Annotated in this window: 20 protein-coding genes; 16 read left to right on the forward strand and 4 right to left on the reverse strand. The window is 54.8% G+C overall.

The window, feature by feature from the left end; translation table 11 throughout:
* The first annotated feature begins 64 nt into the window (after positions 1 to 64).
* From PJI16_02885 to pdeM, 13 genes are all read left to right on the forward strand, one after another.
* A complete protein-coding gene (locus PJI16_02885) occupies positions 65 to 1,036 on the forward strand; it encodes an aldo/keto reductase (protein MDT3776502.1) in 972 nt (323 codons plus the stop codon).
* Between the two features lie 255 nt (positions 1,037 to 1,291).
* Positions 1,292 to 1,696 carry a hypothetical protein gene (locus PJI16_02890; protein ID MDT3776503.1) on the forward strand — a complete coding sequence of 135 codons (405 nt, stop codon included), beginning with the start codon at positions 1,292 to 1,294 and terminating at the stop codon, positions 1,694 to 1,696.
* 246 nt (positions 1,697 to 1,942) lie between these two features.
* Positions 1,943 to 2,206, forward strand: coding sequence for a hypothetical protein (locus PJI16_02895; protein MDT3776504.1), 264 nt, complete (start codon positions 1,943 to 1,945; stop codon positions 2,204 to 2,206).
* Between the two features lie 120 nt (positions 2,207 to 2,326).
* A complete protein-coding gene (deoC, locus tag PJI16_02900) occupies positions 2,327 to 3,001 on the forward strand; it encodes a deoxyribose-phosphate aldolase (protein ID MDT3776505.1) in 675 nt (224 codons plus the stop codon).
* Between the two features lie 425 nt (positions 3,002 to 3,426).
* Positions 3,427 to 3,798 (forward strand): hypothetical protein, encoded by a 372-nt coding sequence (locus PJI16_02905; GenBank protein ID MDT3776506.1) that lies wholly within the window; start codon positions 3,427 to 3,429, stop codon positions 3,796 to 3,798.
* A complete protein-coding gene (locus tag PJI16_02910) occupies positions 3,788 to 4,384 on the forward strand; it encodes a sigma-70 family RNA polymerase sigma factor (protein MDT3776507.1) in 597 nt (198 codons plus the stop codon). Before PJI16_02905 ends, PJI16_02910 begins: the two co-directional genes overlap by 11 nt.
* A gap of 325 nt (positions 4,385 to 4,709) precedes the next feature.
* On the forward strand, positions 4,710 to 4,928 hold the full coding sequence (locus PJI16_02915) for a cation transporter (GenBank protein ID MDT3776508.1): 219 nt from the start codon (positions 4,710 to 4,712) through the stop codon (positions 4,926 to 4,928).
* A complete protein-coding gene (locus tag PJI16_02920) occupies positions 4,925 to 5,065 on the forward strand; it encodes a hypothetical protein (GenBank protein ID MDT3776509.1) in 141 nt (46 codons plus the stop codon). Before PJI16_02915 ends, PJI16_02920 begins: the two co-directional genes overlap by 4 nt.
* A gap of 242 nt (positions 5,066 to 5,307) precedes the next feature.
* A complete protein-coding gene (locus PJI16_02925; GenBank protein MDT3776510.1) occupies positions 5,308 to 7,734 on the forward strand; it encodes a heavy metal translocating P-type ATPase in 2,427 nt (808 codons plus the stop codon).
* Positions 7,735 to 8,197: 463 nt separating this feature from the next.
* The gene (locus tag PJI16_02930; GenBank protein MDT3776511.1) at positions 8,198 to 9,214 is read left to right on the forward strand and encodes a ligase-associated DNA damage response exonuclease; all 1,017 of its coding nucleotides are present in this window, start codon (positions 8,198 to 8,200) and stop codon (positions 9,212 to 9,214) included.
* Positions 9,211 to 10,827, forward strand: a complete 1,617-nt coding sequence (locus tag PJI16_02935) for an ATP-dependent DNA ligase (GenBank protein ID MDT3776512.1) — start codon at positions 9,211 to 9,213, stop codon at positions 10,825 to 10,827. Before PJI16_02930 ends, PJI16_02935 begins: the two co-directional genes overlap by 4 nt.
* Positions 10,824 to 13,286 (forward strand): ligase-associated DNA damage response DEXH box helicase, encoded by a 2,463-nt coding sequence (locus tag PJI16_02940; protein ID MDT3776513.1) that lies wholly within the window; start codon positions 10,824 to 10,826, stop codon positions 13,284 to 13,286. Before PJI16_02935 ends, PJI16_02940 begins: the two co-directional genes overlap by 4 nt.
* Positions 13,283 to 13,981 carry a ligase-associated DNA damage response endonuclease PdeM gene (pdeM, locus tag PJI16_02945; GenBank protein MDT3776514.1) on the forward strand — a complete coding sequence of 233 codons (699 nt, stop codon included), beginning with the start codon at positions 13,283 to 13,285 and terminating at the stop codon, positions 13,979 to 13,981. The genes PJI16_02940 and pdeM overlap by 4 nt, the downstream gene beginning before the upstream one ends.
* A 167-nt stretch (positions 13,982 to 14,148) precedes the next feature.
* Here the strand turns inward: pdeM and PJI16_02950 are convergent, their stop codons facing one another.
* The 4 genes from PJI16_02950 to PJI16_02965 form a co-directional block, all read right to left on the reverse strand.
* Positions 14,149 to 14,481 (reverse strand): P-II family nitrogen regulator, encoded by a 333-nt coding sequence (locus PJI16_02950; protein MDT3776515.1) that lies wholly within the window; start codon positions 14,479 to 14,481, stop codon positions 14,149 to 14,151.
* A 27-nt stretch (positions 14,482 to 14,508) separates the two neighbouring features.
* A complete protein-coding gene (locus PJI16_02955; GenBank protein ID MDT3776516.1) occupies positions 14,509 to 17,757 on the reverse strand; it encodes a DUF2309 domain-containing protein in 3,249 nt (1,082 codons plus the stop codon).
* A gap of 42 nt (positions 17,758 to 17,799) precedes the next feature.
* Complete coding sequence (locus PJI16_02960) at positions 17,800 to 18,975, reverse strand: hypothetical protein (GenBank protein ID MDT3776517.1); 1,176 nt, start codon at positions 18,973 to 18,975, stop codon at positions 17,800 to 17,802.
* 105 nt (positions 18,976 to 19,080) lie between these two features.
* On the reverse strand, positions 19,081 to 20,775 hold the full coding sequence (locus tag PJI16_02965; GenBank protein MDT3776518.1) for a proton-conducting transporter membrane subunit: 1,695 nt from the start codon (positions 20,773 to 20,775) through the stop codon (positions 19,081 to 19,083).
* Between the two features lie 686 nt (positions 20,776 to 21,461).
* Between PJI16_02965 and PJI16_02970 the strand changes: the two genes are divergently transcribed.
* The 3 genes from PJI16_02970 to PJI16_02980 all read left to right on the forward strand — a co-directional run bounded on the left by PJI16_02970 (position 21,462) and on the right by PJI16_02980 (position 23,150).
* A complete protein-coding gene (locus tag PJI16_02970) occupies positions 21,462 to 22,412 on the forward strand; it encodes an NmrA/HSCARG family protein (GenBank protein MDT3776519.1) in 951 nt (316 codons plus the stop codon).
* A gap of 218 nt (positions 22,413 to 22,630) precedes the next feature.
* Positions 22,631 to 22,867, forward strand: a complete 237-nt coding sequence (locus tag PJI16_02975) for a type II toxin-antitoxin system ParD family antitoxin (protein ID MDT3776520.1) — start codon at positions 22,631 to 22,633, stop codon at positions 22,865 to 22,867.
* Complete coding sequence (locus PJI16_02980; GenBank protein ID MDT3776521.1) at positions 22,860 to 23,150, forward strand: type II toxin-antitoxin system RelE/ParE family toxin; 291 nt, start codon at positions 22,860 to 22,862, stop codon at positions 23,148 to 23,150. Before PJI16_02975 ends, PJI16_02980 begins: the two co-directional genes overlap by 8 nt.
* Positions 23,151 to 23,182 lie beyond the last annotated feature (32 nt).

Here is a 23,182-nt window from a genome sequence, read left to right on the forward strand (position 1 = left end):
ATTCTTGGTAGGGTGTGAAAGAACTTTTTCCCGGTTTCCCAAATCTTTCATGAGGAGTGGCTGAATGAAATATGTCCATCTTGGTCGATCAGGATTAAAAGTCAGTCGGTTGTGTTTGGGCACAATGAATTTTGGTCCGGAAACCACAGAAGCCGACAGTGGACCCATCATGGATACGGCATTGGAACTCGGCATCAATTTTTTCGATACCGCAGACGTATATGGTTGGGAGGTGGGGGAAGGGATTACCGAACAGATTATCGGGCGTTGGTTTGCACAAGGAGGCAACCGCCGGGAAAAAGTCGTGCTGGCCACCAAAGTGTTCGGGCGGATGGGAGACTGGCCCAACCAATCCCGTTTGTCCGCACTCCATATCAAGCGGGCCTGTGAAGCAAGTTTGCGACGGCTCCAAACCGATTATATTGACCTGTATCAAATGCACCATGTTGACCGGCATGCTCCATGGGAGGAAATCTGGCAGGCCATGGAACAACTCATGCGCGAGGGAAAAGTTTTATACGTGGGGAGTAGTAACTTTGCCGGATGGCATCTGGCCCAAGCGCAGGAAATGGCCAGGCACCGGAATTTCCTTGGACTGGTGGCCGAACAAAGTTTGTACAACCTGAATGACCGCATGATTGAGCTTGAGGTCATTCCGGCCTGTGAAGCATACGGCATTGGCTTAATTCCCTGGAGTCCGGTCGCGCGCGGCCTCCTGGCCGGGGCGCTTGAACCGGCGACGAGCGGACGACGGGCCGATGAGGATCTGCGGAAGAACGTGGAAAAATACCGTCCACGATTGGAAGCCTACGAAACGCTGTGCCGGGAATTAGGCGAAGCGCCTGCACATGTCGCCCTGGCCTGGCTCCTTCATCAACCAGCCGTCACGGCACCCATCATTGGTCCCCGAACTATGGACCAGTTAAAGGGCACCATGCGCACCACCGAATTAACTCTCTCCAAGGATGTGTTAAAAAAGCTCGATACGATCTTCCCCGGACCTGGGGGTCCGGCCCCCGAAGCCTACGCCTGGTGAAAGCCATCGGTGGGTGTCAAATAATTATAAATTGTGTCTAAAGGGATAACCCATAGGCAAAATAGTGACGTGTGCGTCCTGCCCTCACTTACCTCGTCATTATTCTAATTCCTTACAACTCAATAGGTTGTTTCCCCCCGAAACAAAACAATCACACACTTCTTCTTTGGCATAGCAGTTGCTCTAAACAACGGATTAGAAAGCTCACACACGACAAGGTAGTCGGGCAAAAGGCCTCAAGCCAAGGAGGATGTCATGCAAACGACAATCCCCATTCAAGCATGCGCCATCGGATTAGCCCTTGTTCTCGTTGGAGGAAAAATAGCCGAAGCCGAAATGCCGCCACCCGAACCGGACGAGGCCTACTTGGTCGACGAAGATATCAATATTGTAACCGGCCTCTACATGCGGGAATATTCCCTACGCAAAGACGGAATCGTGGATTACAAAACCGCCCGTCAAATCCTCATCTCGGAATATAATGAACATTGGAATTCAGTCGTCGAAACCAAAGAATGGCCCTTATTCTATTGGCATGATGTAAACCGGGATGGTCATTGGTCCATGTATGTGGATCGAAAGGTCAACGGCTGCACCTGCGATATTGTTCCTTACGAAGTGAAGACAGAGGACACGATCGCGCCGAACGATCCTTATTAGATATCCACTCCCACTCGTCAACCGTTACGCCACCCAACAGCATCTCCCGCTCCACAGGACCAGGCGCCCCGCTCCCTCGCCTATGCCTGGAAATCAACACGTTTCCTGCCTTCCTCCACACCACGGTTAGGAGCCTGCTTAACGTTGATCCTTTTCGCCAATGTGCCTGGGTACACTCTTAGGCTAATTTCTTGTTAATCTAGAATAGAATTATTCATACGGTTCGAATAATGAAAGGAGATAAACATGGGGCACACATTAGAACAGCTTCAAAAAATTGCAGATGATCTGAAGCGTCAGCGTGACGAGCTTCAGGTCAAACTCCACCTGGCCAAAGCGGATGCGCGTGATGAATGGGCGAAACTTGAAACACGGTGGGAAGACGTCAAGACCAAGATGGAAGCAGTCCGCAAGGAAGCCGGTCACACAACCGAGTCCGTGTCTTCCGGACTGGGACTTGTGCTGGACGAACTAAAAAAAGGCTACGACAACATTCGCAAGACATTGTAATCTGTGCCCCCTGTCGATTCCTCTTCCTTGTCTGATCTTGGTACCGATGAGGGACAGTACAATCATACAAATTAGATGAGGCCCTCCCAACTTCTCTAAACGCTCATCGGAACACCCAGGATGACCCGCGACGAATTCACCAAAATCATTGACCATACTGCGTTAAAACCGGAAATCACGAAAGACGAGATACGACAGGTCTGCGAAGAGGCCGGTACGTTCGGCTTCGGGGCGGTCTGTGTCGCACCGCTCTGGGTCCCGCTGGCCACGCGGTGCCTGGCGGGATCTCCAGTCCGAATTGCCACGGTCATTGGCTTTCCTCACGGCAACACGCTTCCGGACGTGAAAGCCTACGAGGCCAAACTGGCGATTGAAGCCGGGGCGCATGAATTGGATATGGTCATCCAGCTTGGCTTGCTTCGAGCGGGCAATCATGGAGCCGTCCTGGACGATATCCAGGGCGTCGTGAACGTCGCACGGCGTGCCCACTCTTCAAAAATCCTGGTCAAGGTCATTCTCGAAACGTCGCTCTTAAATAAGGAAGAACAGCAAATTGGCTGCCAACTGGTAGAGAAGGCCGGGGCCGACTTTGTGAAAACATCGACCGGATTCACCGGCAGCGGAGCCACGATTGAAGGCGTGGGTTTTCTGCGGGGCATTGTCGGACAACGGATAGGGGTCAAGGCTGCCGGCGGGATACGCGACCTGATCACGGCCGTGGCGTTGGTCAATGCCGGAGCCTCCCGCCTGGGAAGTTCGTCGTCCGTGGCCATTATGAAAATGTGGCCGGGTTAATGCCTGACTTCCTTCAAAATTCCCTCCCTCTCTCTCTATAGGCATTCCAATAAACTTCTGCTGTGTTCGGAGCAAAGTCATGCCTGCTTCCACCCACATCTTACTTACTGGAAATGATGTGAATCGTAGTATAGATGCCGGGTTTCGGCCCGGCAGCCGAGGTCCTTTTGTTTCGGCAAAAGGACCCAAAACCATTGACGCCCCGTCTGGCCTCCTTGAAGAGGAGGGACGCTAACTCTGAAGAGAGCGGACCAACTCGCTAGGCTCAAACAAGGTCCGCAAGCTGATAAGAGCGTCCCTCCTTTGGGCCAGCCGGCAGGCGTCGGATCATAATTAAAGCGTGCCGACGTAGGTCCATCGAGGGCGGACCAACTCGCGGAGCCTGACCTGAGTTTTCGAAGGGCTCAAACAGGGCCCGCCCGTTGATGAGAGCCTTCACCTCTGGGACCGGACGCCAGGCGCCGGTCAAGGGGAATGAATGGGTTGAGGGGCTTAGGGAACTACACATCGCATTTCACGATGTGCTGTGGTGTTGTGGACGTTCACCGGTTGGCCGGCAACGAACGATGGTGTTTTACCCAACCAGCAACATTTCGGAAATTATTTGGAATGACTATAAAATACCGGGTATCCTTTCCTTGCCCTTTCCATTCATCAATTCCGCCGGTCGTAAGCGGGAATCTATTCTTCCAGCTCGTCTCTTCCGTACCCGATCTTCCCGAATGCCGGCCGGGCATGATATCGTCTCATCCTGCTGGAGTGGTTGGCGACAACCTGGAGTAGCAAATGGAAACTGAATCCACATCCGAAATGGGGAAAGATGCCCAACACCATCCCCTCTTAGATGAGGTGATGAAGCAGCTCACTGATCATCGCCAGGCCTTTCACGCCTTCCTGACCCGCCGACTCGGCAATCCTGCCTTCGCCGAAGACCTCCTGCAACAATGCTTCATGAAAGCATTGGCCCATTTCCATTCCATCAAACAGATGGACCGGATCATCCCCTGGTTCTACCAAATCCTTCGACATGCGCTGATTGATTATTATCGAAGCAAAGAAACGGACAACAAACGGTTCCAGGCTTTTCTTGACGAGACCGAGACACTGGGCACCCATCAGGTCCCTTCTCTGGATGAACTACAACCGACGATTTGTGCCTGTCTGGATCGCCTCGTATTGACCCTCAAGCCCGAATATGCCGCCATCATTCGACGGATTGATTTGTCCGGAGAATCCCTTCAATCCGTCGCCAAGGATTTACAAATCACCACGAATAACCTCACGGTCCGTTTGCATCGGGCGCGCCATGCCTTGCGCAAGTCCCTGGAAGATTCCTGCGGGATTTGCAGTAAACATGGCTGCTTGAATTGCACCTGCGAATAAGTTTTCACGCCCCATTGCACGAAGCCTCCCGCTTCCCTCCTCATCTTTGTTTTACTAGAATTCCTTCCCTTTTCAACAGGTAAATTGTCCCAATGGAATGTTCAAAAAGGTCCGTCCAGCAAGGCCGCAGCCTCTTGAACGGGCGGAGCGTACGAAGGAGTACGTGAGCACGGCCAAGGGGTGAGAACGCCGCTGGCGGCCTTTTTCAACATTCCCAACTGTAAGAATCGAGGTAGGGCTCCGTCTATATAAACAAACGGGGCATGTCGGACACAGAACGTGACATGCCCCACACACAAACAAATTCCAACAAACGGAGGTTCCCATGGAAGATCTCACACTCACGATTCAAGGCATGAGCTGCGGTCATTGCGTTCAAGGCATCACCAACATCCTATCCAATTTGAAGGGTGTGAAGGTGGATCAGGTGAAAATTGGTGAGGCCACCCTTGGCTTTTATCCTCAAACCATCACACCAGAAGAAATTATTTACGCGATCGAGGAGGAAGGCTATAAAGCCCGGCTCAATGTGGAGGCCGTATGAGCACCATTGAATGGACCGTCATCATCGGTGGACTGACCGCGATTGTCTGGGTCAATTGGTACTTCTTCATGGCCCAGGCCATGGCGGGTAAGCGAATTCAGAACACCGAAGAAACCAGGCAATCATCCAAGCGGTGAACGGGAAATGAACCTTCGTTCTGCCGATTTTGTCATCCTGAGCCCCTGGCGAAGGATCTGTGCCCAGGTGCAGATATCTAGGCTGAGCGAGATCCTTCGCTTCATTCACTCAGGATGACAGAGTTCCTCAGGATGACAGCAGGGTGAGAGCTGAACCGAGGCAGTCGTATTTTTTTAATACCTGAATATTGAAATCACATGGTACCCACTTCACATCGAGCAACAAGAATAAGGAGACGTACATGAACACCGTCATCGCAAAAACAGAGAGAACACGATCGCATCCTCCCAGGAGGAAACGAGACGAACCGCCTGACATGGCCCCAACCCGGAAAGTGAGTCTCTCGGTCGGCGGGATGACCTGCGCCGCCTGCCAAATCCGCGTGCAACGCGCGCTGGACAAGGAACCCGGCGTCCTTCAGGCCTCAGTCAATCTCATGTTGAAATCGGCCGAGGTAACTTACGATCCCGGCACCACGAGCGCGGATTCGGTCAGACAGGCCATTACCCAGACCGGGTATAAAGCGGAGATCAATTCCCCCGACCACATGGACCAGGATGAGCAGGCCCAACAGGAACAGACTCAAGCTCAGGAATTTCGATCATTTCGCAACAAGGCGATTGTCAGCGGGATACTCGGGGTGGTCGCCATGGTGCTCTCCATGCCGCTCATGAGTTCCGGACCCACACACGCGCACGATGGGGTGACCGATCCGTTCATGCAATGGATTATGGGATGGATGACACCCTTCCTTAGATCATTCGCCCCCGGGCTCTATTCAGTGGATACGGCTTGGCTCTCGGTAACCCTGCTCGCCATGACCATCTTCGTCATGACCTGGGCAGGCAGGCATTTTTATACGCGGGCCTGGGCGGCCTTCCGCCACCATTCGGCCGACATGAATACCCTGGTGGCGGTTGGCACCGGGGCAGCCTTTCTCTTCTCCCTTCTGGCCACCCTCGCGCCGGAGATCTTTCTCAGCCGGGGCATGGCGCCGGAACTCTATTATGAGGCCGTCATCATGATCATTGCGTTGATCCTGACGGGAAATGCCCTTGAATCAAGAGCCAAGCGCCAAACATCAGCGGCCTTGCGAAAACTCATGACGCTTCAACCCCGAACCGCCCGGATCATCCGGGACGGCCGGGAACGGCAGATTCCGGTGGAAGAAATGCGAACCGGAGACACGGTGCTGGTCCGCCCAGGGGAACGCATCCCCGTGGATGGCACTTTGCTCGCCGGAACCAGCTCAGTCGACGAATCGATGCTGACGGGAGAATCCATGCCCGTCGACAAAAAACCCGGCGATCGCCTGATCGGGGGAACCATGAATACCACCGGCGCGTTTCAATATCACGCCACGACTTTGGGCACAGACAGTGTCCTCTCTCGCATTGTGCAACTCATGCGCGAGGCCCAGGGGTCCCGCGCACCAATTCAAAAACTGGCCGACCGTGTCAGCGGAATCTTTGTCCCCGTGGTCCTGTCGTTGGCGATTGCCACATTTATGGTGTGGTTTGTCATGGCGGATACTGCCCCTGCGATACGCGCCCTGGTCGCCGCCGTGTCGGTGCTGATCATCGCCTGCCCCTGTGCAATGGGATTGGCGGTGCCCACAGCCGTCATGGTGGCCACCGGAAAAGGAGCCGAACTGGGCGTACTCATTAAAGGTGGAGAAGCGCTCCAACGGGCCAGCCAGGTCACGACCATCGTCATGGACAAAACCGGTACGCTCACCGAAGGACAACCGGCCGTCACCGAAATTCTCTCCGCCCCCGGCACCACACATTCCTCCCAAGAAATCCTTCGTCTGGTCGCCTCAGTGGAAAGTTCGTCGGAACATCCGCTTGGCCAAGCCATCGTGCGGCATGCCGCAATCAGGAAAAACTCCTTACTCCCGGTGCACGCGTTTCAAGCGATGACCGGGCGAGGCGCCGTAGGTATGGTTGAGGGACGAAAGGTCGCAGTAGGGAATCTCGCACTCATGTCTGAGTTGGACATTCAGACCACCGCCATCCAACAGGATGTCGAGCGATTCGCCAGAGAAGGAAAAACCCCCGTGTATGTGGCCATCGACGGAATCGTGGCGGCCTTAGTGGCCATCGCGGACCCACTGAAAGCCTCTTCTCGCGAGGTGGTTGACCGCCTGCACCGGCTGGGGTATCAGGTCACGATGCTCACTGGCGATCACCAACGAACGGCAGAAGCGGTGGCACGAATGGCCGGAATCGCACGGGTGGTGGCGGGTGTCTTACCGGAAGGAAAGGTGGCGGAAATTACGCGGCTCCAATCGGCAGGAGAAGTCGTCGCCATGGTCGGTGACGGAATGAACGACGCACCCGCCCTCGCCCAAGCGGATATCGGCATCGCCATGGGAGCGGGATCCGATATCGCCATTGAGGCCAGCGATGTCGCGCTCATGCGCAATGATCTGCGAGCAGTCGGGTCTGCCATCGAGTTGGCCCGGCAGACCATGAAGACCATGAAGCAAAATTTATTCTGGGCTTTTATCTATAATGTGGTAGGCATTCCGATTGCGGCCGGTATCCTCTATCCCATCTGGGGCATTATGCTCAGCCCTATCCTGGCCAGTGCGGCCATGGCCCTAAGCTCAGTCAGTGTCGTCACCAACAGCCTCCGGCTCCGCATGTGGTCGCCGGAGAACTGAGCCTCGAAAGTCAACTTGAGGGACACCAGGCAGCCGGGAAGAAACGGACCCGTTTCCTCCCGGCTTTCTACGACAAGGAGACCGTAAAACTCTTGTCATCCTAAGTGGAACGAAGGATCTCGCTTAGCCGGTAGATCTACAGAAGACATAGAGCATAGTTCCCGTACTTGGCTTCAGGAAATGGAGCCAACGATTTTCAGCTCTCACAACATCATTCTGTTTGGCATGTTGTCTCCACATATCTCGAATCCTTTTCAATGGTGTCGACAGGCGATGCCACACAACGGGTTCACTCCTTTGCCCTCCTCACAAGGCCCGCCATATGTCACGTGTCTAACCTTTTCGTCTTTTTTTCCTTCCCAAACCATATTTTTCCCCTTCTGGCGGAAGCTGAAGACCTTCGCCTACCTTGGAAGGTACGCCCATTTGATACAATTATGGGTTACCCCTAATCAGAGCAAATATGACTTCTTTCACACCTGAAACCGCATTGATCAAAATGACCCCCTACGGCCTGTACTGTCCCCAGGGGAGGTTTTACATCGATCCGGTCCGAGGACCGATCGAGCGGGCCGTCATCACCCATGGACATGCCGATCATGCCAGAAATGTCGCCGAGACCTACTTCACCACCTTTGGATCGTCACCGATTTTGCAGAAACGTTTGTCCAACGACATTTCTTTGCATACGGTTTCCTATGGGGAACCATTTACTCTTGGGGAAACCACAGTCAGTTTGCACCCGGCCGGCCATATTTTGGGTTCGGCTCAGGTCCGCGTGGAGCATCAAGGAGAGGTGTGGGTGGTGACCGGGGATTTCAAACGGGACCACGATCCGACCTGTCAGCCGTTTGAGGTCGTTCCCTGCGATACGTTGATCAGCGAAGCCACGTTTGCCCTTCCGATTTATCGTTGGCCCCCCGCCGGGCAGGTGGCCCGGGACATCCTGGCGTGGTGGGACGAAAACATCGAACTCCACCAGGTCTCGGTTTTGTTCTGTTACGCATTGGGGAAGGCACAGCGCGTGTTGGCTGAGCTCAAAAAACTCACCGACCGCAGAGTGTTTCTGCATGGTGCCATCTTACCCATCGTGGATATCTATCGAGAAGCGGGCATTCCCATGGTGCCGGCGGAGAAAATCGACCTCCAAAACAAACGGGACTATGCCGGTGAAATGATTCTGGCTCCTCCCGGCGCGCTGGGATCGCCATGGATGCGACGGTTTAAAGGCGCTCAGACCGGCTTTTGTTCAGGCTGGATGCGGGTACGCGGCAATCGCCGTCGCCGCGGGTATGATCGGGGCTTTGTCCTGTCCGATCACGCAGACTGGCCATCGCTGCTGCAAACGTTTGAGGACAGCCGAGCGAGCCGTATCCAACTGCATCATGGGTATTCCGATATTTTGGTCCGATACCTCGGAGAGCAGGGCGTGGATGCGATCAGCCTGGGATCACCTTTTGCGGACCTGGAGTCGGGATGAAACGGTTTGCCAACCTTTACCGGGCTTTGGATCAGACCACCTCGACAAACGGCAAACTCACAGCCCTGCGCCGGTATTTTGAGTCGGTCCCCCCGGCGGATGCCGCCTGGGCGCTGTATTTTCTGTCCGGCCGCCGGTTCAAGCGAAAGGTGGGACCGGCCAACTTGAGGCAATGGATGATCGAGGCCTCGAATCTTCCGGCCTGGTTGGTGGAGGAAACGTACGCCAGTGTCGGGGACCTGGCTGAAACTGCGGCACTACTGACCGATACCCGAGCGCCAACTTCAATCAAACATTCCCTATCGGAATGGATGGAGAAAGAAATGCTGGTGTTAGGCATGGAACCTCCTGACCAACAACGACGGCGGATCCAAAGTTGGTGGCAATATCTTGATTACGATACGTGCTATTTGGTGAATAAACTCCTGACCGGCTCGCTCCGGGTTGGCGTCTCCCATCTTCTCGTCGCCCGCGCATTAGCCGACAGCGCCAATTTACCGCGGCCGGTCATTCTGCACCGGCTGATGGGCCATTGGGAACCGACCCCGCAATTTTATGACCAATTGATCGCTCCGGATGACGGCTCCACCGATCATTCCCGCCCGTACCCTTTTTGCCTGGCCAGCCCCTTTGAGCAACAGAAAACTCCTCATGAGCTGAAGGCGCAATTGGGCGACTCGCGCGAGTGGTTGGTGGAATGGAAGTGGGATGGCATCCGAGCTCAACTCTTGCGACGGCCTGGGGCATGTTACATCTGGACCCGCGGAGAAGAACTGGTCACTGATCGCTATCCTGAAGTGAGGGACGCCGCGTATGGATTACCTGATGGGACCGTGCTCGACGGAGAAATTCTGGCCTGGTCCGAGGAAACGGGCGTCATGCCCTTTACGATCCTGCAACGCCGGCTTGGCCGCAAGACGGTCGGCAAAAAACTGCTGCAGGACATTCCCATTTGTTTCATGGCGTATGACCTCATCGAGCATGAAGGCCAGGACATGCGTCAGCATACGACGACGGAACGGCGTGCCCTGCTGGACACGCTCCTCGATCAAGCCGGACCGGTCCTGAAAATTTCGCCGCTGCTGTCTGCAGCCAGCTGGGAGGAGGCCGCACAGTTGCAGACGCAATCGCGGGAACGACTCGTGGAAGGATTGATGTTGAAACACCGGAACGCCATGTATGAAGTCGGGCGTCGGCGCGGACATTGGTGGAAATGGAAAATCACTCCTCACACCCTTGATACGGTCATGATGTATGCCCAACCGGGCCATGGGCGCCGCGCCAATTTATACACCGACTATACGTTCGGCGTGTGGCAGGATCAGGAATTGGTTCCGATTGCCAAAGCCTATTCCGGGCTGAGCAATGAGGAAATTTACGAATTAGATAAATGGATACGGCAAAATACCCTGAAACGATTCGGGCCCGTGCGCTCCGTGAAACCCGAACAAGTTTTCGAATTGGCCTTCGAGGCGATCAACCGGTCATCCCGCCACAAATCAGGTGTGGCCTTACGGTTTCCCCGAATTGCCCGATGGCGACGGGACCTTCATCCCAAAGATGCAGACTCGCTTGCCGATGTACATTCCCTGCCGGGGACGGGACAAGCATGAGGACAGGCGCACGCATCGACGCGTATTTCAAGACGAAAGGGTGGACCCGATTCCGCTTTCAACGGGAAGCCTGGCGGGCCTATCGCCAAGGGCGGTCTGGGTTGATCTATTCCCCGACCGGTAGCGGAAAAACCCTGGCCGCCTGGCTCGGGCCGGTTCGTCGGGCGCTCGAGACCCCCGCCGACAACAAAGGGTTGCAGGTTTTGTGGATTACTCCTCTGCGCGCGTTAGCCAACGACCTGGCAACGAATCTACGAGATTCGGTCGAGGCCCTGGATCTGCCCTGGCGGGTGGAGATCCGGACGGGCGATACCGGCTCTTCCGTCCGTTCCCGACAACGGCAAAAGCCTCCCAACACCCTCATCACCACCCCCGAAAGTTTGTCGTTGCTATTGAGCTACGCCGAAGCAGACCAATTTTTTTACCGTCTGCATACCGTGATCGTCGACGAATGGCATGAACTCATCGGAACCAAACGCGGGGTTCAGCTTGAGTTGTGTCTGGCCCGACTTCGAGGCTGGCGGCCGGACCTGCAGACCTGGGGTCTGTCGGCCACACTGGGGAATGTCGATGAGGCGATGGAGGCCTTGCTGGGTCCGCATGGGGAGGGAATGGTGATCCAGGATTCGCAGACCAAAACGACTCACATTGAGGCGGTCCTCCCGGTCTCAGCCGGAAAATTTCCCTGGAGCGGCCACCTGGGACTTCAGCTTCTTCCCCAGGTCATTGAACTTTTGGAAAACAGCAGAACCACCCTGCTGTTTACCAATACGCGGGCGCAGGCCGAACAGTGGGCGGAAGCTCTTTGTAAAGCCCGGCCCGACTGGACGCCGGTTATCGATCTCCACCATGGATCGATCGATCAGTCCTTGCGTCACCGTATCGAAGAAAAATTGCGGGACGGGGCCTTGCGCTGCGTGGTGTGCACTTCATCTCTGGACCTTGGGGTGGATTTCAGCCCCGTGGACCAGGTGATTCAGGTGGGAAGTCCGAAGGGCATTGCCCGCCTGTTACAACGGGCCGGCCGAAGCGGTCATCAACCTGGCGCCGAATCCCGAGTGGTGTGCGTCCCCACCCATGCGTTTGAACTCGTCGAAATCGCCGCCGCCCGGCATGCGGCGGAAGCCGGCCTTTTGGAATCCCGCCCCCCCCTCCGGTGGTGCCTGGATGTGCTCGCGCAGCATCTCATTACCATCGCCCTGGGCAGCGGCTTTGAAGCCGGGGCGATGCGGGAAGAAATTGAATCCACGATGGCTTTCGTCGGTCTTCAGAACGCGCAATGGCAATGGGTGTTGGACTTTATCACCCGGGGAGGCCAAACGCTGCAGGGCTATCCGCAGTTCCATAAAGTCATCGAGAGCCATGGGGTCTATCGGGTGGAGGATCGACGTATTGCGGCCCACCATCGGATGAGTATCGGAACGATCACGAGCAGCACGGCCATGCAGGTCCGGTGGCTACGTGGAGGGCTCCTCGGTCATATTGAAGAGGATTTTATCGCCAAACTCAGAAAAAACGATCGCTTTCTCTTTGCCGGCCGACTGGTCAAATTGATGATGGTCCAGGACATGACCGCTTACGTGCAGCATGCAAAGAACGGAGCGCGAACGGTCCCTCGATGGCAGGGCGGGCGCATGCCGCTCAGTAGTGAGTTGGCCGACAGCGTATTGGCTCTGCTCGGACGTTCCCGAGCGGGGGATGTTCCCGACCCCGAAATACAGGCCATCGGGGATCTGCTTACCCTCCAAAGCCGCTGGTCTCGCGTCCCCGATCCCTCCATCCTGTTATGTGAGACGGTAAAGGGACGGGACGGGGTGAGCATGTTTTGCTACCCCTTCGGCGGGCGGCTGGTGCATGAGGGCCTGGCGACCCTCCTGGCCTACAGGCTGACCCGCCTCCGTCCGATGACCTTCAAACTTTCCGTCAACGACTACGGCTTCGAATTATTATCGAAAGAAGACCCCGACCTGGACGAAACGCTTCTTGCAAAGATGTTGACGACCCAGAATTTGTTGGATGATCTTCACGGGTGTGTGAATACCACGGAACTCGCCCGGCGCCAGTTTCGAGATATCGCGCGCATCGCCGGACTCGTCTTTCAGGGATATCCCGGAAAAAGTAAAACCACCAAACAAATTCAGGCCTCGAGCAGTCTCATCTACGATGTATTCACGGCCTATGATCCCCATAACCTGCTACTCGATCAAGCGTGGCGCGAGGTATTGGAGAACCAACTTCAATCGGCCCGACTGGCCCGCATCCTCGAGCGCATAGGCACCCAAACCCTCGTTCTGACCCATCCGAAACGCCTGACGCCCCTGGCCTTTCCCCTCTGGGCCGGGCGAATACAAAGTCAAACGATTTCCAGCGAAACATGGAAGGAACGCGTGCTGAAAATGATTGCCACGCTGGAGCAGGAATCCCACGAGCGGCCAGGTGCCAGGATGGCACGCGTGTGAACCGGTCATCGCAGATGAAATCCACGCGAACCGGTCATCATCAAGAACTGGTCATGAACTGCGCGGGGGAAACCCTCATTCTCCATAGTCAACGAGCCCTCTTTCGTCCCGCCACCCGGACATTACTGGTAGCTGATATCCATCTGGGGAAAGAAGCGGCCTTTGGACGGGCCGGTTTGGCCATGCCGTACGGTATTCACCCCTCCAATCTTCTGCGTCTTTCCCGGCTCATCTCCTGGTGTCGGCCGGAACAGCTCATCGTGCTCGGCGATTTGATGCACACAGCCCCCGGAGATACCGAGACGTGGCCGGATGAATTTTTAGGATGGGTGAAAACTCATTTGTCGTTGGACATCGCCGTGATCGCCGGCAACCATGATTGCGTGAAGAGTCAGGGGATGTTCGGTTCGCGGGTCAAGTGGCTGAATGAACCCCATGTCGCGGCCCCCTTTGCCTATGCCCATCAACCCATGTCTTGTGAGGGACTGTTTACGCTCGCCGGGCATCTCCATCCCACCTTTGTACTTGCCAGCCGTGGAGACCGGCTCCGGAGCCCGGTCTTCTGGTTTCGGTCCGACTCGGCGGTCCTCCCGGCATTCGGCACGTTCACCGGGGGATACAATATCTCACGCATCCCCGGCGACCGAATTTTTTTTATCGGTACCGAAGAGATCATTGAAATCCCACCACGCTGAACTGTGAATCAATCCGCTGTTGAAGGCCGTTCACATAAAAGACGATGGGCAGGGACATATGGACTATGGTGGAGGGAACCTTTCTTCAGGTCTTCAAATACCATTAAAGATGTAGAAGCTCCGCAACCATCAAAAATGGCTGGCTCTTTGGCATGTCAAACAAAGGATTAGGAATTGGTGGATTCAAAATGATCGGGTCTCAAGACACTGGCATCGAGCACAAATAAACTTCCCGAATGCCGCTCGAGGAAGGGCTTCAGCGCCGAGAGGATGGGCTCGACCTTATCCTCAGGCACCACAGTCAGGACCATTTGCAAACTGCTCGTATCATTGAACATGAGGTGACCCTTATGGTATCCGCTGTGCCCTTTGCCTGAAACATCACTAAAGACGGTATACCCGCTGGCCTTGATTCGATCCAGCACATCGGTGACAAAACGGATATGTTCTCCTTCAAGAATGATTTTTATCTCTTTCATGGGGTATAGCCTGATGGTCATAACGTCGCACGCCTCCTTAAAAGGGAATTAAAGAATAATCCGCCACTCCTCCGGTGAATCATACAGAAAGAACTCCATGGTGACCGGGTCGAGGGCCACCAGATTGATCCACTGATTTCCGATTAAATTCTGCAAAAGTTGGTGCCTCGAAATGATGAGGGATATGCGTTCCAAAGGCGCTTCAATGATGCCAAAGAGCCGCATCGGTTCGTGGTAAGGCTTGGGACCATCATACACCGTCTGCAAGGGCAGTCCTATGCGCAAGTCACTCTGGGAACCAGACATCACCCCGATCCGGCCGACGACATTATGGTACACCTTACTCCCGGCTCCGTATACCTCGGGATCCACGGTGGAAAAATAATGTTCCATGTTGATCCAATTACCCACAATCAACGGGGCCGTCATAATAATCTCTAGATATTTTCCCGTGGGGTCCTGGAGGTAATCGTAGGAATGCAAAAATGCTCGTCCTTCCAGATTCAAGCCCCGCGTCAATAACCGCCGGCCGATGATGAACGTCGAGTGTCTCGACAAGCCCCATTCAGGCCTCACCTGGGACCAATCCCAACTTCGTCGTTTGGCCAGACTGAGACTTCTTGGCAACGACGGCGTGCCGCTCTCGTCCGGTAGGCGGCTCAATCGTTCCTGACTGTTTCGGCGTCCCGCTTCCTCCAGATCGTGTTGGAGGCGCTGAAGGTCTTTCCGGTGAGTGGCGGGAACGTCCTCCAAATCGTACAACTCCACTTCGTCGGTGGTGGTATTGTGTTGTCCCGGTAAAAAATGGGTGTCTGGCGGAATAAAAATATCTTTCTGGGCAAGAAGCTGCCGGACAAGAGGCTTATTGGCCATGGCCGCAAAAGCCCGCGCGTTCGAGATGCCCTCGTTACCGCCGCAAGCCCCGCAGTCCAGAGCCGACTCATAGGGATTGTTCTCCGATTCACTCCCATGGCCGCAGATCAATACTAGCCTGGCAAAGCCTGTGGTAAACCCGATAATCCGCAAAGCGGTTTCCACATAATAGGCCTGTTCATTTGTCGTAAACCCTTTCTGGGTAATCCGGTGCATGCGCCGGCTGACTGCCCGGTGATGAATGCCGGAGTCCTTTCGCAACTCTCCCAGAAACTGTTCATGGCCGCTGGCATTCCATCCTAACAACCGGTCTAGAGAATCTTCCTCCGTGCTATCCGTTTCAAGCTGCAAGGCCTGCCTGCGAAGTCGATCCACTTGATCGTGCGGAACGGCCAAACCCAGACGACCGTAGCGTTCGATTAAGAGACGATAAATTGTCGCCCGATGTTCAGACGCCACAATTTCTTCAGCCTCCTCCCTGGACAATTTGTCCACGGTTAAGGTGGTGGCAATCGGAATCGCAAACCATTCCTTCAACCAGGCGGTGAACGTCCGGTACCAGGCCGGAGCAATCGTCTGGCCGAAGAGTCTGAACCCGAAAAACCAGCCGATCGCCTCCACCATCACATACGGGGTAATCACATTTTCTTTCAAATCATGAAGCAGGGCATGTCCGGTCTTGGCCAGAGTCTGACGTTCGAGAAATCGTTCAGCCGCTTTTCCCTGAGAGGCACGGGGAATTTCCCTGACCACGTGTTTGGGTTTCAGCAGGACCGGACATTGATCCGTTTCCTGTTCACTCCCAAAACCCTGAAAACAGATGGGAAGGCCGAAAAATCCCGCGAATCCGAACGTTTCATTCCCCCCCGCTTCTTCAAGATGCCGGCGGAACCCCTCAGAGCGCACATCAATACAAAACATCGCCTGGGCCGGCGGTCTGGAAAAATTGGGTTTGTCCTTTTTGGAATCACTTTCATGCACGATGGCTAAATTGGGAGAAAGGCCCCTGACGAAGCCTTTCACATAGCTCATCTCAAAAGCCTGGAGCCAGAGGGGCCCATGCGTGGAGTCGGGAAAATTGGTGGTCCAATCCAGCAGCGTATCCAGGACTTCAAGCGGACATTCCACCAGGTCACTCAGCGGAAGTCCCAGTGATCCGGCCAGGTGACGAAGAAGCAACGTGTCTCCCTTGGCCGTTAAATCCTGTTGGACCGATCCCCATTTGGAGTCCGCTTCACGTCCTACGCCATCAAGCGTTTGCAAGGAAAGCGGGGTTGTGGAGAATAGAGTCTCGTCCAATGTGGGAAATATCTCCGGATCCAGCCTTCCAGCAAGAAACATCCGGTAGAGACCGAAGCCAAAAGGAAAATGCTCCATGGAGGACAGGATGGCCGTATAGGTGCCCGGAAGTCGGAGTCGATCCTGACACACCCGCTGCACCAACTCACGCTCGTAAAAGAGACGAACCGCCAGATATTGAACCAGATCGATGGGAAAGGCTGTCTGCCATTCATGGTCAACCTGGTCGGCTCGCCACTTCAAAAACCCGGTCCACCCTGGAAGCTGGGCCAAGTGCAGGGTAAACACATTGCTCCAAAGATCGTGAGGAACACCCATGGACTGGAGGCAGGCCAGGACGGCATCTTCCGGCCGGTCAGGAAGGTGTTGCAGTTTGCTTGTCCAATCCGGGATGCCCAGCAGGAACCCGGAGCCCTCCCGCTGAGCCAAAGCCTTCCAACTCCCATAAAACGTCTTTTCCCGCATGGGCATCGGCCAGGGAGCGTGCCCTTGATCCAGGAACCCCGCACACCACTTGATGAGCTCCTGATTGATCTCTTCCTGAATGGACGTGTCACACATCCGATCGCACCATGCGGCCAGCGTCTCCTGTGTCCCCAGATTCTTTCCGGCCTGATCTGTCTGATGGCGTAAGGAAAGGTGAGCGTCCCCATGCGTGCCACGGGGCTGAAGCCGGAGAAACAAATCCCTCACACGGGGGTCTTCACACGCCTTGAGAAACACGGCATTCCGGACATCATGGGGGACGGCGCCGGTCCCATGAATCAGGAGCATCCGCAAGATTTCGAGGTGGGAAATGTTCCGCGTACCGATCGTGACAAAATGGTTGCCGGCAAGCGGTGCGACGGCATCAGTAATCGCCTCCTCCAAAAACCGGCCCTGTTGATAGAGGTCACGGTAATCCTGATTGGGTAAATATCCCCGTCCTCCCAAAAACGTTCCGGCCTCCGCAATCGCCCGGTGGATGGGTAAGTGTTCCAGGCCATGAAGCGGATTGTGGTGAATGAAGGTCTGCATGGGCCAGAACTGGGAAATCGTTTCACTCGCTAAATGAATCAGCGACCTGACCTCGATGCGCTCGATTTCTTTAAATGACTCGACTTCCTGTGCCGTGGAACCTGTCATCGTCTCCATCCCTTGGTGTGTTGCATCAGACATTCAACCGTATTAAGCCATCATTCCGCACACGCTTGCCGTGCCCATCAACAGGAGCAATGTCCAGAGTTCATAGACCGATAAATCACGATGGGGGACATCGGGTCGGGGCTTTCCGAACGCGGTTTGATGCAGCATCGTGGTAAAGACCCAACTGACTGAAAGCCACACCGTGAACAACAACAGCCAAACCGGGAACAGGAAATGTGCCTCAGGGGCGTCGGGCGGAATATTCTGGAATGCGGCCACTACCGGCAGCACCGGTAACAGCATAATCAGAGAAATTAAAAACGTGAAGATGCCCCGAAAACGCGGCAGCCCGGCACCCAACCCTTGCAGAGTGTTCAGAGGATGAGCTCCGTATCGTTCGTGTAAAAAGGCATACGCACACAACAGCGCACTCATCAACAATGCGACCGCCATCCCGAAGGGAAGCCCCCATTCCGCAATATGAGAAAACTCACCACTCAACCCCCACAGTAACGCGAGGAAGGTGATCGTGGCATAGGCCAGGCCTTCACGAGGGAGGCGGTGTCCCATCGCTTTCAGGGAGGCATAGAGGGCGCTCACCAGCGCAAGCACCGGCAACACGCCCTTCCATTCCACATGGAGTATCAGCATGGCCTCCAGGTCCTGAAGCTGGGACAGCCCCGCAGCCAGCCAGACCACAAGCCAGACACTGCCGAGAGATTCACGGGAAGACCGGAGGATGCCCAAAAAGGGCAGATGAAAAGGCACAAGTGGCAAAAAGGTGAGTACCAGAAACAGCACTCCGACACCGCCACCTCCTTCCTCCATGAAGATCGCCAGCACAGCCAGCATCAGGGCTAACGAAACATGCACCAGAGCCAGGGTCTTTTGAAGAGAAGCAGTCAGGTGTCGGGCCAGAAAAAATCCGGCATAGGCGAGAAGACCGATCACAAAGATCCGGTTGACCGGCTCCATACCGAGCACTCCCCCCAGGCCCAGTCCGCCCAGCAGAAGGGTGGGCCCCACGTCATCGGAACCACGTGATGAGCCTTGTTGCCCAAGGATTCCACAGAAACAGGCAAGAAGAATGGCGGCGGCAAGGAGACGGTTGGAGGAATCGGATTCGGTGTCCCATCCAAATACGGTCAAGACTCCCCCGGCTACCAGAATGGTGCCTAACCCGATTCCCCACAACCCCGATGGCACGGTTCGCTCCATATTAATTCCCCACCCTCCAAAGGCCCTGCATTAAAGAGAAGGACGGACACCAGTCATGTTCAAGGTCCATATTCACCATACGTTCTCATTTGACCAAGACGAAGATTAATACCGGTATGCCACTTTCTCCGCCAACCGAAGCAGGGCAGAACCCAGTTTTTTAAACAGGCCATCCACATAACACCGGTTGATGAAAAGAACCCAACCGGTCTGCCGTATCGAGAGCACCCAATGAGGATTGAGAATTTTCTGTCCACGAGACGTGGTATACATAATCAGCCAGCCAAACAGCACCACCAGGGTCGCCACCAGGATCATCCCATCGAACACCTGTGGCGGGAAGGCGGCGGCCTGGAAAAATCCATTGGCGACGCCCGGATCCGGATACAGAAAATGCGTGAATGTTTCGCCCGCCCATAAATACACGAATCCGATAAAAAACAACGTCCCGATCATCGCACCGGCGACCTTCCAGGAGGCCACGGCCTGCAGGCGATAGAGACTGAAAATGGCCTGGGAGGCCGTTACCCATCCGAAAAAGAGAAAAATCACCGCCCCATGAGCATCCTGAAGCGGAACCTCTAACACCCCATGGGCCACCAGAAGAATGAACAACGGCATGAGCAGCGTGACGCTCAGCCCGGTCATCCAGGTCAGCCCGGTCGGCAGCCTGGTCGGTCGGTGACCGGAGGTCGGCGGAAATTTCGGTTCATGTCGCGCGGCTTGAATGAGACTGCCCGAAGCCAGAAACAGGGTGGCCTTGAAAAACCCATGGGCAATGAGATGGAAGATGGCCAGGGCAAACGCTCCCAGGCCGCATTCCATAATCATATAGCCCATTTGTCCCATCGTGGAGAACCCCAACGTTTTTTTGATGTCATTCTGAACCAACATCATCGAGGCGCCGAGCAGGACGGTGCCGGCCCCCACGATGAAAACGAGATGAAGAGTTGTGGGTGAGAGAGCGTACAATGGGGCCAACCGGTTCAGCAGGAACCCTCCGGCGTTGATGATCCCGGCATGCATGAGTGCGGAGACTGGCGTCGGGGAATCCATCGTATCCGGAAGCCAGACGTGGAGAGGAAATTGCGCGGATTTAGCCATCGCGCCCACAAAAATCAGCAGGGCGATAACCGGAACAATGCTGAGTTCAAGGGGGGAACCGGCCCACAACCGAATCATGGGAGGATCAGAAGCCGCTTGTTGAAACACGGCGGCAAATTCGAACGTACCAAAATATTGATAGATGAGCAGGAGGCCACAAAGAAAACTGACATCTCCAATTCGATGAACCAATAAGGTTTTTCGCGCATACTCGGAAGCCAGGGCATGAGAAACATTGAAGGCCAGGAGGAGATACAACACCCAACTCAAGAGTTGCCAGAACAGAAATAACACCAGGAAATTCGGGCTGGCCACCAATGAGAGGATGGTGAACGTCATTAACCCGAGTAACCCGAAAAACCGCTGGTACCCGGGATCACCCTCTAGATAGCGGCGGGAATACAGATGAATGACTGTGCTGACACTGGAGATGAGCACCATCATCACCGCTGTCAGCCGATCGACCAACATCCCCACGGTCAGGGAAGGAGCGGCTTCCTGCCCCCAGGACCAGAAGGTGAGGTGAATAGGACCCTGCGTACTGACGTGGTAGAGGGTCAGAAAAGAGAACAGGCTGGACCCGGCCGTGGCCACGATCCCGATCAAGGCAACATGGGACTGCAGTCGTTTGCCCTGCCATCCGATCAGCATGGCGGCGAGCAGCGGAAGGAGGGGAATGAAAATAGCCGTGTTCATGGGGAATCAACCACATTCTGGAAGGCGAAGCAGCATCGAGAACGCCCCGATGGCTCGTACGCCGCCACATGTTTTCCGGTTAATAATATTCCGTCTTGCTCCAATCAAGCATAATCCTTTTACTTAACGATTGATATTGCAATACGCAATAATGTGTTAGACCTAATTCATGGGCCTTTCGGTTCTCACCTCTTGATATCTTTTGGGGGAAAATTACCAAGGCACCGAACGGCTCCCTCCACCCCGCAGAAGAGGTGAACAGGTATCCACGGTGCGATTCTTCTGAAGAAGAATGGTTCCTGTCAGATCGTTTAGCGATGCGCAAGCCGAGCTAATCCTTCATGTACTATATAGGCCTCTTGATCCATGAGGATGAATTAAAAAATAAACGATAAAAAGAAGAAATAATTACACGGAGATCCTTTTTTAAAGATGACGGCCAAGAAAGAGGCTCCTGACCCACGCTTGACTTTCCTTCTGACAGGCCACCCCGTCCCCTACCAACCGGGAAAAGGTGCGACAAGAAACACACCCTTCTGGGACTTTTAAGATTTTCCGAACGACGGTTCCGAAAGGTATAATTCCCCTTCATTCTGCGCAGGTGAGGCCCTGGCGGAATTGATCGGTTTGAACCGGTGAGGAAAGCATCTATTGCGACCGTCTAATCTCAGAAGAAGGGAATCAACATGCCAGACAAAAAAATTATTGCCGTTGTGGGCGCCACGGGTGCGCAAGGTGGCGGTTTAATCCGTGCAATTGTGCATGACCAGAATAGTGGCTTCATTGCTCGCGCGTTGACGCGGGATATTCATTCGGACAAGGCCAAAGCTCTCGCCACCCTGGGGGTGGAGGTGGTAGCGACCGACTTAGACGATCCTGAGAGCTTGAAACGGGCTTTTGAGGGTGCCTACGGCGCATTCTGTCTCACAAGTTTTTGGGAGCATGGTTCCCCGGAGAAGGAGTTGGCTCAGGCCAAGGCGCAAGCGCACGCGGCCCAACAGGCCGGAGTGTCCCACGTCATCTGGTCCACGCTGGAAGACACCAGACAGTGGATTCCGCTCGAAGATACCCGCATGCCGACCTTGATGGGAAAGTACAAGGTCCCCCACTTCGACGCGAAGGGTGAGGCGAATGACGAGTTTTCGAAACGCGGGGTGCCGACAACCTTTTATCTGACATCATTCTATTGGGAGAACCTGATTAACTTTGGCATGGGCCCCAAGACGGGTCAGGACGGAATCCTCCGGATCACCCTGCCGATGGGAAACAAAAAACTTCCCGGTGTCGCAGTGGAAGATATCGGAAAGGGCGCACTGGGCATCCTGAAGAAAGGCCGGGAATTCATCGGAAAAACGGTCGGGATTGCCGGCGAGCATTTAACAGGCGACCAAATGGCGGCGGCACTCACCCGCGCCCTCGGACAGAAGGTGCAGTATCAATTAGTGAAACCGGCCGTCTATGCTACGTTCGGATTTCCCGGCGCGGATGACTTGGCCAACATGTTTCAGTTCAAGCAAGAGTTCGAATCACAGTTTTGCGGGGCACGCGATCCGGATCTCAGCCGAAGACTGAATCCGGACTTGGAAACCTTCGACCAATGGCTTGCGCAGAACAAAAACCGCATTCCGATCGAGTAACCCTGACGCCCCCTGTGTCCTGCTGAGCCCCTTCATGTGATCTTCATCCGTTCGCCTTGGCACAGGGTCGTTGCGGTCCGATCGCTCACCCATTTTGCCATTCCTGAAGTCTCTGGCAGAAATGAATCTGTCTCTCAAATGCGAAGGCCCTCACCCGTGGTGTCACTGGTTGGAACGGATTGGCTATCTATGCCAGAATGAAACGTGGAGGATAGGAAATGGCAACAATGAATGTGTCGGTTCCCGATCCCATGAAGGACTGGGTGCAGGGCCAAATTGGGACGGGAAAATATGCCAACGCCAGCGATTACGTGCGCAATCTGATCCGGCGGGATCAAGAAAAAATCGAGGTGTTACGGAAAACACTTCTCGAAGGAGAGCGTAGCGGTGTGAGCCGCCGGAAGGTTGAAGACATTATGAACGATGTCAAAAAACGACGTGTAGACAATGAGTGAGTATCAACTTTCGAAAAAGGCAGACCAGGACCTCCAGAGAACCTACGAATTTTCCATCCAGCAATTCGGGCAAAACGTGGCGGATGAATATTTCCTTTCCCTCAGAGATTGCCTGATGCAGGTGGCCGATAGTCCAACATTGGGACAGGATTGCAGTGAAATTGTGCCGGAATTGTGCCGGTTCGAATGTGGCCCCCACTCCATTTTTTATAAGACGGGAAAGAAGCGTATTGTGATCATCAGAGTCATACACCAAAGTATGAACCCGGACATACACATGTAAAGCAGCGTGATGACGGCGCGACTCTGCCGGGA

It is taken from the genome of Nitrospira sp. MA-1, assembly GCA_032139905.1.
In the GTDB taxonomy this organism is placed as follows: domain Bacteria; phylum Nitrospirota; class Nitrospiria; order Nitrospirales; family UBA8639; genus Nitrospira_E.

Coding starts and splice junctions, on each gene's coding strand:
- PJI16_02885 (MDT3776502.1), top strand. CDS start 65: ATGAAATATGTCCATCTTGGTCGATCAGGATTAAAAGTCAGTCGGTTG.
- PJI16_02890 (MDT3776503.1), top strand. CDS start 1,292: ATGCAAACGACAATCCCCATTCAAGCATGCGCCATCGGATTAGCCCTT.
- PJI16_02895 (MDT3776504.1), top strand. CDS start 1,943: ATGGGGCACACATTAGAACAGCTTCAAAAAATTGCAGATGATCTGAAG.
- deoC (MDT3776505.1), top strand. CDS start 2,327: ATGACCCGCGACGAATTCACCAAAATCATTGACCATACTGCGTTAAAA.
- PJI16_02905 (MDT3776506.1), top strand. CDS start 3,427: ATGAGAGCCTTCACCTCTGGGACCGGACGCCAGGCGCCGGTCAAGGGG.
- PJI16_02910 (MDT3776507.1), top strand. CDS start 3,788: ATGGAAACTGAATCCACATCCGAAATGGGGAAAGATGCCCAACACCAT.
- PJI16_02915 (MDT3776508.1), top strand. CDS start 4,710: ATGGAAGATCTCACACTCACGATTCAAGGCATGAGCTGCGGTCATTGC.
- PJI16_02920 (MDT3776509.1), top strand. CDS start 4,925: ATGAGCACCATTGAATGGACCGTCATCATCGGTGGACTGACCGCGATT.
- PJI16_02925 (MDT3776510.1), top strand. CDS start 5,308: ATGAACACCGTCATCGCAAAAACAGAGAGAACACGATCGCATCCTCCC.
- PJI16_02930 (MDT3776511.1), top strand. CDS start 8,198: ATGACTTCTTTCACACCTGAAACCGCATTGATCAAAATGACCCCCTAC.
- PJI16_02935 (MDT3776512.1), top strand. CDS start 9,211: ATGAAACGGTTTGCCAACCTTTACCGGGCTTTGGATCAGACCACCTCG.
- PJI16_02940 (MDT3776513.1), top strand. CDS start 10,824: ATGAGGACAGGCGCACGCATCGACGCGTATTTCAAGACGAAAGGGTGG.
- PJI16_02950 (MDT3776515.1), bottom strand. CDS start 14,481: ATGACCATCAGGCTATACCCCATGAAAGAGATAAAAATCATTCTTGAA.
- PJI16_02955 (MDT3776516.1), bottom strand. CDS start 17,757: ATGACAGGTTCCACGGCACAGGAAGTCGAGTCATTTAAAGAAATCGAG.
- PJI16_02960 (MDT3776517.1), bottom strand. CDS start 18,975: ATGGAGCGAACCGTGCCATCGGGGTTGTGGGGAATCGGGTTAGGCACC.
- PJI16_02965 (MDT3776518.1), bottom strand. CDS start 20,775: ATGAACACGGCTATTTTCATTCCCCTCCTTCCGCTGCTCGCCGCCATG.
- PJI16_02970 (MDT3776519.1), top strand. CDS start 21,462: ATGCCAGACAAAAAAATTATTGCCGTTGTGGGCGCCACGGGTGCGCAA.
- PJI16_02975 (MDT3776520.1), top strand. CDS start 22,631: ATGGCAACAATGAATGTGTCGGTTCCCGATCCCATGAAGGACTGGGTG.
- PJI16_02980 (MDT3776521.1), top strand. CDS start 22,860: ATGAGTGAGTATCAACTTTCGAAAAAGGCAGACCAGGACCTCCAGAGA.